A 12,811-nucleotide genomic window follows, 5' to 3' on the forward strand; every position below is an offset into this window, starting at 1 on the left:
CACATGTCAAATAATACTATTTACGAAACCAATTTCCATTTTCCAGGTCAAAAGAAAGTCTACAAGGGCAAGGTAAGATCTGTTTACACGCTCGAAGACGATATATTGGTAATGGTCGCAACCGATAGGTTGTCTGCATTTGATGTAGTAATGCCAAAAGGAATTCCTTATAAGGGTCAGATTTTAAATCAGATTGCGACCCAAATGATGATGGCAACTAAAGATATTGTGCCTAATTGGCTCACAGCAACCCCTGACCCTAATGTGGCAGTGGGTGTCGTTTGTGAACCTTTTAAGATTGAAATGGTTATACGAGGATACTTATCAGGTCACGCTGCTAGAGAATACAAAGCTGGTAAAAGAAAAATATGCGGAGTTGATATGCCTGAAGGGATGAAGGAGAATGATAAATTCCCCACCCCAATTATTACCCCTGCTACAAAAGCTGAAATGGGTGATCATGATGAAGATATTTCGAAAGAAGATATTCTTAGTAAGGGGATAGTATCATCAGCTGATTATGCACTGCTTGAAAAGTATACTTACGCTCTTTTTGAAAGAGGTGTTGAAATTGCTGCAGAACGAGGATTGATATTAGTGGATACCAAATATGAATTTGGAAAAACTAAAGAGGGTGAAATAATTTTAATTGATGAAATTCATACACCTGATTCTTCAAGATATTTTTATTCGGAAGGATACCAGGAAAGACAGGACAATAATGAACCTCAAAAGCAGCTTTCTAAAGAATTTGTACGTCAATGGTTGATTGCCAATAACTTTCAAGGTTTAGAGGGTCAAACTGTTCCTGAAATGACCGATGAATATATTGAATCAGTATCTGACCGATATATTGAGCTATATGAGCATATAACCGGAGAACCTTTTGTGAAGGCCGATACAACTAATATTCATGACCGTATTAATAGAAATGTTCTTAAATATCTAGAAAGTCTTTAGGTCTAAGTTATTAGCATTTTAAGCGAGAAATTTTTCTTTTCCTTTAATCGAGAAATGATTTTTAAAAACGCCAATGCAGTTATGTATGCATCGCCAAGTGCAGTGTGCCTATCCTTTTTTGAGATTGAAAATTTTTCGGCTAGTTCATCAAGGGTATAGTTTGTTTTTGGTTGTACTAAGTATGATTTTATAAGGGTTTTTCTGTAAATAACACCTGTATCTATAACTTTATTTTTTAATTTAGGTAACCCATTTCGTCGTAAGGCGTTATTTAGCATGCCTAAATCAAATCCTGCATGATGTGCCACGATTATTGAATTTTCAACATAATCTAAGAACTTTTCTAATGCTGAAATTTCACTTATACAAACCCGTCGGCCATGCTTTAAAAGTCCGTGTACATGTACACTGTCTTTATTAAACTTTTCCTGTTCTAGATAGATTTCAAAAACCTCTTGCACCGAAATGGTCTCGTTTTTTATTTTTACCGCACCAATTGATAAGATACGGTCTTCATCAAAACTGAATCCTGTTGTTTCGGTGTCTAAAACAACAAATGTTAATTCATTAAAATCTTTTGAAGTTGGTTTCTTAAATTGACTTTCGTAGGTATTCCAAAATTCTGGTAAATTGATATTTGATTTTTTGAATAGTCCCATTATCCCAAAATGTTAGTGACCTTAAAACGTAACGTAATCAATTCTTGAATTTCTTTAATCGCTTTAAAAGTGCGTTTTAATTTCATCTTTTCTTGTTTGGTCAATTGCTCTAATTCAATAAACCTACCAGAATCGTGGTGCAACAAACCTTGTCGTGTTCTAAATTTTAAAAGGGCTTTTGTTGCATAAGAGCAGGCTAAATACAGCTCGTGGTTATTGGGCTCTAGTTCAGCCAATTTTTCATAACGCTCCCAAGTATTGCTAATGCCTTTTACTGAATGTGATAAAATAAGGACCCTTGCCGCATCTATTAACGGTCTCAAGGCTCTGCTCTTAAGGTCGAAGAAATCTTTGTGTTGGCCATCTTGTTCTACTACAAACTGTCTAAAAAAGCCTGTTGGGGAAGGACTTTGTAATGCACCATTTGCTAAATGTACCAAGAAAATCGGATATTTTTCAACAGTTCTAAATATATGCTCCGACATGTTGTCTAACAAACTTCGCTCGCCAAATGCTAGGCTATAATCGAAAAATATGGATGACATCAGTACTTCGTTCGGACCAGGATTACCGATCCAATATGATAATTTATTTTTCCACTCCTGTAAACTTAAACACCACTTAGGGTTAGAGGCCATCATATCTGCAGGGCAGTATTCGTATCCAATCGTATGTAAACCTTTAGTAATTTTTTTAGATAAATTTAGAAAGTATGTGGTTGTTTTTGGTAAATCTTCTTCAGGCACATCTTCAAAAACCAATGCATTATCTTGATCGGTGTGTAATAATTGTTCACTTCTACCTTGACTACCTAACGCAAGCCAGGCAAATCTAACTGGCGGTGGACTCTTCATTTTTTCCAATGAAATTTCAACAACTTGTTTAATGCACGTATCATTAAGTTCAGAGATTATTTTAGCAATTAAACCTAAGGGAATATTTTGTTCTAAATATCCATTTAAAAGTACCGTTACACTTTTTCTGAGCTGCTTTATCTTTTTGATTTTATGCGTACGCTTTATCGCTTTGACCAAGACAGCAGGATTGTCACCTAAGGAGACCATAACATCATGCTTAGATAAAATTCCGAGCGGTTTTGTATTGGTAGTACCGTCTTCTGTGATGACCAAGTGGCTTATGTTACTTTTCATCATGGCCATTTGGGCTTGTGTAATTGTCAGCTTTTTAGGGTAGGTAATTACAGGTGTGGTCATTATAGATTTAACCGTAGCCGTTATGGGTTGCTTGCCTGATATTACCTTGTTTCGTAAATCTTTATCGGTAATGATACCTACAGCTAAACCCTTACTGATTACCAGAATGGAACCTATGTGCCTTTCAGTCATTAATTCGGCTGCCTTCTGTATTGTTGTTCTCGGGGAACAGGTAATTAGCTTTTTGGAATAACTTGCCAATTGTAAATCCGGAATTTTTATTTCCTTTTTTAATTCGTCTTCACCTTCAATGCCATAAAGTTGGCCTTTTTGATTTTTTGAATATGGATTTCTTGTATTCGAAGCAAAACTTTCCATCAGAAAAACAGAAACTTCTTCGTTCTTTTTAGCCATAGGTCTAAAAACATCAATAGGTATTCCGTAAAGAATACTTTCTTCGTGAGCTCTAGCTTCTAATTTGTAGTTTTCGTTTGCAATAAGCGGTCTAAGTCCGAATACATCTCCTTCGTCACAATAGTCAATAATAGTATTGGTGGTAAGATTATTGAGCGTTACAGCACCTTTATGAACTAAATAAAAGTATGAATGTGGATTTTCATCAACCGTAAAAATGATACTATTTTTTTCTTTATACACAATAAGAACCTGTTCTGCCAGTAGATAAAGTGACTTGGTATCCAGGATATTAAAAGGTGGGAAATTTTTAATGAAATCAGCAACTCTTTCTGAAATTAGATTTTTCATAAATTAAAGTTAGTAGAATTAATTTTGTTTAACAGCAAAAAAAAAATCCATCCATTCAAATAAGAATTTGATGTAAAATGTAGAACTATTTTTAGCAATCACTAAGGAATACCCCAACTGCTAAACCACCTTCTGATGTTTCTTTATATTTTGAGCTCATATCCTTGGCAGTTTCCCACATGGTCTGTACTACTTTGTCCAATGGTACTTTTGCAGCAGAAGGGTCTGAGCCTAAGGCAAGTTCTGCTGCGTTAATCGCTTTTATTGCTCCCATTGAATTTCTTTCAATACATGGTATTTGAACCAAGCCGCCTATTGGGTCACAAGTAAGACCTAAATGGTGTTCCATAGCTATTTCGGCTGCCATTAACACTTGTTCAGGGCTACCTCCTAATAATTCAGTAAGAGCACCTGCGGCCATTGCCGAAGAAACTCCGATTTCTGCTTGACAACCACCCATGGCCGCAGATATAGTTGCTCCTTTTTTGAAAATGCTTCCAATTTCTCCTGCAACCAAAAGAAACTGTTTAATATGTTCGTAATTACCTGCGTGGTTTTCAATAATCATATAATACATTAATACAGAAGGGATTACACCGGCACTACCATTCGTAGGCGCTGTAACCACACGACCAAGGGAAGCATTGACCTCATTTACGCTAAGTGCGAAGCAACTGACCCATTGTAATATCTGTCTAAATTTCACTTCAGTTTGGCGTAAAGTTTGCAACCATTCTTCAGGGTTATTGTAGGGTAGGTCGCTTTTGAGTTTTTTATGCATCTCATAGGCCCTTCGTTTAACATTTAGTCCACCAGGCAAAATTCCTTCCGTATGACATCCAATATACATACACTCTAACATGGTATCCCAAATTCGATGCAATTGATGGTCAATTTCTTCATCGTTGCGCAACGAACGCTCGTTTTCTAGAACAAGATCTGAAATTTTTAACCTTTCATTTTTGCAAAATTCAAGTAGTTCTGTCCCTTTTTGAACCGGAAATGGGAATTTATTGAACATATCAACCTTCAGTTTGGCATTTTTCCTTTCTTCACTAATTACAAAGCCTCCACCAATGGAATAATACGTTTTAGATATTATCTTTCCCGAGTTTAGTGTTGCTTTAAATTTTAATCCATTGGCATGAAAGGGTAGAAACTTTTTGTTGAATATTATATGTTGTTTTGGGTCGAATGGAATTTTTTGAATGCCATTAAGTAGTAATACATTTTCCTTTTTAATACCTTCTATTAAAAGGTGAATATCTTCAATAGGTATCGTTTCGGGATCTTTGCCAAGTAAACCTAGCATTATAGCATAGTCAGTGGCATGGCCCTTTCCTGTTAATGACAGTGAGCCATATAGGTGAACTTCGACTTCTTTAACCTTTTCAATATTGCCTCTTGAATCAAGACGGGCCAGCCATCGTTCGGCTGCACGCCAAGGCCCAAGTGTATGGGAGCTAGAAGGGCCAACACCAATTTTTAACATGTCAAAAACACTTATGCTTTCTATTTCCAAAACGTACTAATTATATAGGCTAAGGTACAATGTTTCCTAAACCTTTTAGGTATACAAAAATGGCATAATTATTATTTAATAAATTGAATTAATGACATCGTGTCAGTTTTTCTTGCTTGGCATATTGTTTGTCCTTTAGTAAACGATTGTAAAATAAAGCACTTAATTTAAAACATATAAAATGAGTAAGATTATAGGAATAGATTTGGGTACTACCAACTCCTGTGTATCCGTAATGGAAGGAAATGAAGCCGTAGTAATACCGAATGCAGAAGGAAAAAGAACAACACCGTCTGTTATCGCTTTTGTTGAAGGTGGTGAAATTAAAGTTGGTGATCCGGCTAAAAGACAGGCAGTAACCAACCCTAACAAAACCATTTATTCTATTAAAAGGTTTATGGGTAATAAATTTTCAGAATCTAGTAAAGAAGCTGGAAGAGTACCTTATAAAGTTGTAAAAGGTGATAATGATACACCGAGAGTTGATATAGACGGACGTTTATATTCTCCACAAGAATTATCTGCTATGATTCTTCAAAAAATGAAGAAAACAGCAGAAGACTATTTGGGTCAAGAAGTGACACGTGCAGTAATTACTGTGCCTGCATACTTTAATGATGCGCAAAGACAAGCTACGAAAGAAGCTGGTGAAATTGCGGGATTAACTGTAGAACGTATTATCAACGAACCAACAGCTGCATCTTTGGCTTACGGTATGGATAAAAAAAATGTTGACCAGAAAATAGTTGTTTTTGACTTTGGTGGTGGTACACATGATGTTTCTATATTAGAATTGGGTGATGGAGTATTTGAAGTACTAGCTACAGATGGTGATACTCACTTAGGTGGTGATGATGTAGATCAAAAAATTATTGATTGGTTAGCTGAGGAGTTCAAGTCTGAAGAAGATATGGACTTAAGAAAAGATTCTATGGCTTTACAACGTTTACGTGAAGCAGCTGAAAAAGCTAAGATAGAGTTGTCTTCTTCTGCACAGACAGAGATTAATTTACCTTATGTTACAGCAACAGCTTCAGGACCAAAGCACTTAGTTAGAACTTTGACAAGATCAAAATTCGAACAATTAATTGCTGATTTGGTAAAAAGAACAATTGAGCCATGTGAAACTGCAATGAAAGCAGCAGGACTTTCTAAGAGCGATATCGATGAGATTATCTTAGTTGGTGGTTCTACTAGAATACCAGCTGTACAAGAAGCGGTTGAAAAATTCTTCGGTAAAAAACCTTCTAAAGGTGTAAACCCAGATGAGGTAGTTGCAATCGGTGCAGCTATACAAGGTGGTGTTTTAACAGGTGATGTAAAAGATGTATTGCTGTTAGATGTTACTCCACTTTCTTTAGGTATAGAAACTATGGGTAGTGTAATGACTAAATTGATTGAGTCTAATACAACGATACCAACTAAAAAGTCTCAAGTTTTCTCTACTGCAGCTGATAATCAACCTTCTGTTGAAATTCACGTATTGCAAGGAGAAAGACCAATGGCAAATGATAACAAGACTATTGGTAGATTCCATTTAGATGGTATTCCACCTGCGAAAAGGGGAACACCTCAAATCGAAGTTACTTTTGATATAGATGCAAATGGTATAATTAAGGTATCTGCAACAGATAAGGCTACAAATAAAACTCAGGATATTCGTATTGAAGCTTCTTCAGGATTAACAGAAGAGGAAATCAAGAAGATGAAAGCAGAAGCAGAAGCTAATGCAGAGTCGGACAAAAAAGCGAAAGAAACTGCAGATAAGTTGAATGAAGCAGATGGAATGATTTTTCAAACTGAATCTCAATTAGCTGAATTTGGAGATAAATTATCTGATGATAAGAAAAAACCAATTGAAGATGCCTTGACAGAGTTGAAAGCGGCTTATGAAACTAAAGATGTAGCATTGATTACACCTGCTTTAGATAAAATCAATGAAGCTTGGAAAGTAGCATCTGAAGAAATGTACAAAGCACAGGCTGATGCGCAAGGTGGTGGTGCTCCTCAAGGAGAACCAACTGCTAGCGATGCAGGTTCAGAAAGTGATAATGTTGAAGACGTAGATTTCGAAGAGGTTAAGTAATATAACATTTAGATATTATAGAAAAGGGACGGTTAATGCCGTCCCTTTTTAATTTTACACTTTATTTTTTTTGCCAATTATTAATAAAGTAATTTTGTTGTATGATCAATAGATATCTCCAAACATTTATTCTTGTTGCGTACACTTTCTTTTGCAATGCACAAGGGCAAGAAATTCAAATTTTCACCCTTGCGGATTTTGATTTAAAAGAGAATGTGAAATTTTGTTTGGTAAGTACCGATTATGGTAAAGAAGAATATGATTTCAATAAAAAAGGTTTATTGACCAAAGCGGTAACTAGATACAATGACACCGATTACGATGTTGTTTATTATAAATATAAGGCTGGTGAATTAGTTGAGAAGCGTTCAGAATCTTACCGTAATAATAACTTTGATCCCAGTACGTCAATTGCTCATTTCTATCAAATAGATTCTACCGATAATATTAAAATACAAGAACGAATTTTCTCGTACGACAAAGAATTTTTAGACGAATATGTTTATGAATATGATGAATCTGGAGATTTATCTAGTATTAGAAGAACAAACAATGACGGTACTGACGTAACTCAAGTTGAACATAAAAAATTTAAAGGAGAATATACGGTAACGTATTTACTTAATGGAGTTCCATTAAAGACTGTTCGTACTTCAACGCAGAAACCTAAAAATAGACCTGAACAAAAAATTGTTTTAACTAAAGAGTTCATAAAAGGGGAGGCTGATTATGCTTTTGAAGAAGTTTTTAGCTTAGATGGTCATTTAATGGCACAGCAAGAGTTTGAGTATAACTTATCTGCTAAAAAGTTCGAGCCAATGGTTAGAACAACTTATACTTATGATGAAAATGGTATGTTAATCACCGAAGTTGCTAAATCGGGAGCAGAAACTACTAAAAAGGAATATATATATCAATACGATAAAGCCGATAAAGGTAATTGGATAAAGCAAATCGTAACGCCTGATAATACATATACTACAAGAAAAATCACGTATTACGTTACTGAGCCAAAGGTAGAAGAATAAATAATTGTTTTACGATTTAAGCTCGAGCCATTCTTCGCGAAGTAGTCCATAACAACAGGTATTTCTCTTAAACCCATCGAGCAGGTATACATCTTTTCTTAAAATACCTTCTAAGGCGCATCCTAGTTTTTCTAATGCTTTTCTTGATTTAATGTTTCGTTCGTCTACTCGAAACTCAACTTTTTCAAAATTCATTTTTATAAAGGCATGCTCCAACATTAAAGATTTCATTCGGCCATTTAATCCGCTGCCATGAAATTCTCTACCAATCCATGTAGAACCTATATGTAGAACTTTATTTTTAAAATTTATGTTCATATACCTGGTACTACCGGCATATGCTTTTTTCTGTTTATCATAGATTATAAACGGAATACTAGTGCCATTATTAAATTGTTTTATGGCTGTTTCTACATAATTTTTTAATGAAATAGGTGTTGAAATATTTGAAGGTGAATATTGCACTAAATTATTTTGTGAAGCAATTGAAATTAGTTCTTCAAAATTATCAAGTGTTAGGGGCTGTAATAGCACTCTATCATTTTCTAAAACAAATGACTTATTCATTTTGCTAAGTTATTAATGATTTCTTTTTTGACTTCATGTCCGCCATTAAAATTTATGTAGCGAACGTTTTTATCAAATAATTCTATTAATTTATTCTTTTCTTCAATGATTCTTTTTGGAGTTAAATATTCATCACTATTACCTAATATTGATATGATTTTGGTATTATTTAAATATTCGAAATCGTTCTTTTTAAGTTCGGCAGGAATTCCGCCAGCATACAGCACTAATTTTTTGCACTTTAATTTTGAGTGTGCCAAGTACCGCATAGCAATTGAAACTCCTTGAGAAAACCCGAACATGATCAATTCGCAACTCTTAGGAATATCTTCATTGGCCAAAACAGCATCTAAATAATTGAAGAGATTAATTTTTTCTTGCTCGGTATTTTCCTTTGTCAACCAGCTTGCGCCTACATGTTTGTATTCTCCGTTTAAATAATATTTTGAAGGGGCTTGAGGAGCTATTATGTAATTCTCATTTTCTGGTAGTTCATTAAAATATTTTAGAAAAAACCGACTTAAAAAACCGATTCCATGAAAAACTATCCAAATTCTTTTCGTGTCTTTATTCAAAACATTTAATGTTTCATAAGTATTAGACGATTTATAGGTGATATTTTTTATTTGATTATTCATATAAGGTGCAATTCTTTTAAGCTTTTCAGTTGGTAATGTAATGCTTAATTTTACAAAAAAAATGGTATGAACGACCACAAAGAAAAAATTCTGAAGATTTGTAATGATACCTCTAAGAATACCTTAATGGAAACCTTGGATATTGAATACATAGATGTAGGCGAAGATTTTTTGTTGGCTAAAATGCCTGTTACGCCAAAAGTTCATCAACCTGACGGTGTACTTCATGGTGGAGCAACTGCAGCATTAGCTGAAAGTGTGGGTAGCGCAGCATCATATATATTTTTAGATGGCAGTAAATACTTTGTTAGAGGTATAGAAATTTCGGCAAACCATGTAAAAAGTGTTAAGGAGGGTTTTGTTTACGCCAGGGCCATAATTTTACATAAGGGAAGAACAACCCAGTTATGGGAAATTAAGATTACAAACGAAGCTGGTCAGCTGATTTCACTTTGTAAATTGACTACAATCGCTTTACCTAGAAGCTAGTATGGTTCAAGAACTTTTTGATAGGGCTTCTGCTAGTTTAAATAATGAATTGCCTTTTGTTTTATACAGAAAGCCCAATGAAACTATATTAAATGGTGTTTTTCAAAAGGATAATCAAGTGTATTCGGTAGTTGATTTTTCAGAAACCGGATTTGTCTTTGCTCCATTCGATTTAGATTCTCATCCTATTCTATTAAAAACAGATGATATACTTAAAGCCCCAATAGAACATAACGATATTTCGTCATCGATTAAAGATGAAAACGCTTTTTCGAATGAAATGGAGAAGGCGTATTATATTAAGTTAATAGCAAAGGCCTTAAAAGTAATTAATGATGGTGAATTAGATAAGGTAGTTTTATCTAGAAAAATTGAAATTAAAGATAAGGTTTCACCAGTAAACCTGTTTCGAAACCTTCTAGATACTTATTCAAAAGTATTTTGTTATCTATGGTACCACCCAAAAGTAGGTACTTGGACAGGAGCAACACCTGAAATATTAGTAAAAAGTAGAGGAACACAGTTTACTACGATGTCCTTAGCGGGAACGCAAAGTTCGAAAGAATTTTCAAAACCAAAATGGACTACGAAAGAATTAAATGAACAACAGGTAGTTACCAATTACATACTTGAAACCTTAAAAAACCAGGTGGTTTCATTAAAGGCTTCTGGAGTAGTATCTGTTGAAGCAGGTCAACTTTGGCATTTACGAACAGAAATTAAAGGAGTATTTAAACCTGGTAAATTTGGTGAAGTATTAAGAGCATTACATCCAACACCAGCAGTATGTGGAACGCCTTTGTCAAATGCTAAAAGATTCATTGTTGAAAATGAAAATTATGACCGGTCTTTTTATACTGGTTTTTTAGGGGAGTTGAACTTTTCTACTGAGTTGGCGAGAAATAAGAATAGGCGAAATCAAGAAAATAGTGCCTATAGAAGTGTAGTTAAAAAATCTGAACTTTTTGTGAACTTAAGGTGTATGCAAATATGTAAAACCGTTATTAGCATTTATGTTGGTGGCGGTATTACTAGTGATTCAATACCTGAAAGTGAATGGAATGAAACTGTATTGAAAAGCAATACCATGTTTCGTGTTCTGAATCATAAATAGCTTTAAGACATTTGGGTAATAAGCTGCTTAGGTTGTATTTTTGAAGTACATGAATTACTCTCTCATACCTACTGCACAAACTATCGTTCAGCATTGTCAGGCAAACGATATTAATAATATTGTAATTTCCCCTGGTTCTAGAAATGCTCCTTTAACCATTTCCTTTGCAGAGAATCCTTTTTTTTCTTGTTTTAGCATAGTCGATGAGCGTTGTGCGGCTTTTTTTGCATTAGGTATGGCACAGCAATTACAGAAACCGGTAGTAGTGATTTGTACATCGGGTAGTGCACTTTTAAATTATTATCCTGCAGTAGCAGAGGCTTATTATAGTAATATTCCATTAATAGTTATTTCTGCTGATAGACCGATTTATAAAGTTGGAATAGGGGATGGGCAAACTATTAATCAGAAAAACGTATTTGAAAATCAAATAGGGTATTCGGTTAATCTCAGGCAAGATGTGAGTCATGCTACCGATAAAATTCTGCATTACAAGAAAGAATGGATTAAGGGTGGAAATGTAGATAAGATTCAAAATGAAGTTCAAGCATATAACGATGCCGAATTAAATGCAGCTTTTAATATAGCCTTTTCTTCTCAGAGCCCTGTTCATATAAATGCGCCTTTCGAGGAGCCGCTATATAATACAACAACAGAAATTGTTGTAAAAGCTAGAATAGGATCGATTTCTAGTCAAGAAACGAATCCATCTTCATTTCAAAGAGAGAAGGATATTTGGAACAGATCAAAACGTAAAATAGTTTTAGTTGGAGTTAACAAACCAAATAGTATTCAAGAAAAAGTACTTCAGAGTTTAGCCAATGACCCTAGTGTATTGGTTTTGACTGAAACTACTTCAAACTTAAATCATCCTGTTTTTTTCAATAGTATAGATTCAATTATCGCACCTATTGAAATGAATGTTGATAGAGATATGTTGTTTGAAAATTTAAAGCCAGAGGTACTAGTGACTTTCGGTGGACTTATTGTCTCAAAAAAAGTAAAAGCTTTTCTAAGAACTTTTTCTCCTGAACATCATTGGCATATTGGAGGCGTGAAAGCAAATGATACTTTTTTTTGTTTAGAAAAACATATTAAAGTTCCAGTAAATAGATTTTTTCAAGAAATGTACTCGGATGCTAAAACTGTAGAAAGCGACTATTTTAGTTTTTGGCATCAAGTAAAGAAGGAATATGTTTTAAAAAGGTCTGCTTATTTAGCTAAAATACCTTTTTCGGATTTTTCAGTCTTTGGTCAACTGATGCAATCGATACCAAATAATTATCTTTTACAACTTGCTAATAGTTCTACGATAAGATATACTCAATTGTTCGACATGAACCCTACGCTAAGCGTGTATTGCAATAGAGGAACTAGTGGAATTGATGGTAGTACTTCGACAGCTATCGGTGCTTCTATAGTTAGTGAAACTCCTACTTTGTTAATCACAGGAGATCTTAGTTTTTTCTATGATAGTAATGCCTTGTGGAATAATTCAATTAAAAATAATTTTAGAATCATTATAATCAACAATAAAGGCGGTGGCATATTTAGAATTCTACCTGGTAAAGAAAATACAGATGTTTTTGAAACTTATTTTGAGACACGTCATAATTTAAGTGCAGAACACCTTTGCAAAATGTTTGGTTTTGAATATAGAACGGCTAACTCCACAAAGGTTCTTGAAGAGGTATTAAGTGACTTTTATAGAGAATCGATTCGTCCCATATTACTGGAAATTGCTACACCTGCATTAATAAACGATAAAATTTTGATTGATTATTTTCGTTTTATATCTTAGAGGTGTATTAACCATTAATTATAACACA

General features: G+C 34.3%; 11 protein-coding genes. 6 read left to right on the plus strand and 5 right to left on the minus strand.

Features of this window, described 5'->3' with window-relative positions; all coding sequences use genetic code 11:
- The first annotated feature begins 3 nt into the window (after positions 1-3).
- Positions 4-960, plus strand: a complete 957-nt coding sequence (locus AACZ41_RS12020; protein ID WP_339628727.1) for a phosphoribosylaminoimidazolesuccinocarboxamide synthase — start codon at positions 4-6, stop codon at positions 958-960.
- A 2-nt stretch (positions 961-962) separates the two neighbouring features.
- Here AACZ41_RS12020 and AACZ41_RS12025 read toward each other — a convergent pair whose 3' ends face one another.
- The 3 genes from AACZ41_RS12025 to AACZ41_RS12035 form a co-directional block, all read right to left on the minus strand.
- Positions 963-1,619, minus strand: a complete 657-nt coding sequence (locus tag AACZ41_RS12025; RefSeq protein ID WP_339628728.1) for a 3'-5' exonuclease — start codon at positions 1,617-1,619, stop codon at positions 963-965.
- Positions 1,619-3,538 carry a DUF294 nucleotidyltransferase-like domain-containing protein gene (locus AACZ41_RS12030; RefSeq protein ID WP_339628730.1) on the minus strand — a complete coding sequence of 640 codons (1,920 nt, stop codon included), beginning with the start codon at positions 3,536-3,538 and terminating at the stop codon, positions 1,619-1,621. Before AACZ41_RS12030 ends, AACZ41_RS12025 begins: the two co-directional genes overlap by 1 nt.
- A gap of 91 nt (positions 3,539-3,629) precedes the next feature.
- Positions 3,630-5,054 carry an L-serine ammonia-lyase gene (locus AACZ41_RS12035; RefSeq protein WP_339628790.1) on the minus strand — a complete coding sequence of 475 codons (1,425 nt, stop codon included), beginning with the start codon at positions 5,052-5,054 and terminating at the stop codon, positions 3,630-3,632.
- Positions 5,055-5,241: 187 nt separating this feature from the next.
- Between AACZ41_RS12035 and dnaK the strand changes: the two genes are divergently transcribed.
- Together dnaK and AACZ41_RS12045 are read left to right on the plus strand one after the other, a co-directional pair.
- Positions 5,242-7,146 (plus strand): molecular chaperone DnaK, encoded by a 1,905-nt coding sequence (gene dnaK, locus AACZ41_RS12040; RefSeq protein ID WP_339628731.1) that lies wholly within the window; start codon positions 5,242-5,244, stop codon positions 7,144-7,146.
- Between the two features lie 101 nt (positions 7,147-7,247).
- Entirely contained in the window at positions 7,248-8,174 is a 927-nt protein-coding gene (locus AACZ41_RS12045) for a hypothetical protein (protein ID WP_339628732.1), read from the plus strand.
- 9 nt (positions 8,175-8,183) lie between these two features.
- Here AACZ41_RS12045 and AACZ41_RS12050 read toward each other — a convergent pair whose 3' ends face one another.
- Both AACZ41_RS12050 and AACZ41_RS12055 read right to left on the minus strand, forming a co-directional pair.
- Positions 8,184-8,741 carry a GNAT family protein gene (locus tag AACZ41_RS12050; protein WP_339628733.1) on the minus strand — a complete coding sequence of 186 codons (558 nt, stop codon included), beginning with the start codon at positions 8,739-8,741 and terminating at the stop codon, positions 8,184-8,186.
- Entirely contained in the window at positions 8,738-9,379 is a 642-nt protein-coding gene (locus AACZ41_RS12055; protein ID WP_339628734.1) for an esterase, read from the minus strand. Before AACZ41_RS12055 ends, AACZ41_RS12050 begins: the two co-directional genes overlap by 4 nt.
- 66 nt (positions 9,380-9,445) lie before the next feature.
- On the opposite strand from AACZ41_RS12055, the gene AACZ41_RS12060 reads away from it, so the two are divergent.
- Genes AACZ41_RS12060 through menD form a run of 3 tightly spaced genes read left to right on the plus strand, consistent with a single transcriptional unit; the run spans position 9,446 to position 12,783 of the window.
- Positions 9,446-9,868: a hotdog fold thioesterase gene (locus AACZ41_RS12060; protein WP_339628735.1), complete on the plus strand. Its 423-nt coding sequence runs from the start codon at positions 9,446-9,448 to the stop codon at positions 9,866-9,868.
- A gap of 1 nt (position 9,869) precedes the next feature.
- Positions 9,870-10,982 (plus strand): chorismate-binding protein, encoded by a 1,113-nt coding sequence (locus AACZ41_RS12065; protein WP_339628736.1) that lies wholly within the window; start codon positions 9,870-9,872, stop codon positions 10,980-10,982.
- Positions 10,983-11,031: 49 nt separating this feature from the next.
- On the plus strand, positions 11,032-12,783 hold the full coding sequence (gene menD, locus AACZ41_RS12070; protein ID WP_339628737.1) for a 2-succinyl-5-enolpyruvyl-6-hydroxy-3-cyclohexene-1-carboxylic-acid synthase: 1,752 nt from the start codon (positions 11,032-11,034) through the stop codon (positions 12,781-12,783).
- Positions 12,784-12,811: the final 28 nt, after the last annotated feature.

This window comes from uncultured Maribacter sp. (genome assembly GCF_963974015.1).
Classification (GTDB): Bacteria; Bacteroidota; Bacteroidia; order Flavobacteriales; family Flavobacteriaceae; genus Maribacter.

What these genes read in the sequence shown, in the direction of transcription:
- AACZ41_RS12045 (WP_339628732.1), top strand. Translation starts at nt 7,248, where the DNA reads ATGATCAATAGATATCTCCAAACATTTATTCTTGTTGCGTACACTTTC.
- AACZ41_RS12050 (WP_339628733.1), bottom strand. Translation starts at nt 8,741, where the DNA reads ATGAATAAGTCATTTGTTTTAGAAAATGATAGAGTGCTATTACAGCCC.
- dnaK (WP_339628731.1), top strand. Translation starts at nt 5,242, where the DNA reads ATGAGTAAGATTATAGGAATAGATTTGGGTACTACCAACTCCTGTGTA.
- AACZ41_RS12020 (WP_339628727.1), top strand. Translation starts at nt 4, where the DNA reads ATGTCAAATAATACTATTTACGAAACCAATTTCCATTTTCCAGGTCAA.
- AACZ41_RS12025 (WP_339628728.1), bottom strand. Translation starts at nt 1,619, where the DNA reads ATGGGACTATTCAAAAAATCAAATATCAATTTACCAGAATTTTGGAAT.
- menD (WP_339628737.1), top strand. Translation starts at nt 11,032, where the DNA reads ATGAATTACTCTCTCATACCTACTGCACAAACTATCGTTCAGCATTGT.
- AACZ41_RS12060 (WP_339628735.1), top strand. Translation starts at nt 9,446, where the DNA reads ATGAACGACCACAAAGAAAAAATTCTGAAGATTTGTAATGATACCTCT.
- AACZ41_RS12065 (WP_339628736.1), top strand. Translation starts at nt 9,870, where the DNA reads ATGGTTCAAGAACTTTTTGATAGGGCTTCTGCTAGTTTAAATAATGAA.
- AACZ41_RS12030 (WP_339628730.1), bottom strand. Translation starts at nt 3,538, where the DNA reads ATGAAAAATCTAATTTCAGAAAGAGTTGCTGATTTCATTAAAAATTTC.
- AACZ41_RS12055 (WP_339628734.1), bottom strand. Translation starts at nt 9,379, where the DNA reads ATGAATAATCAAATAAAAAATATCACCTATAAATCGTCTAATACTTAT.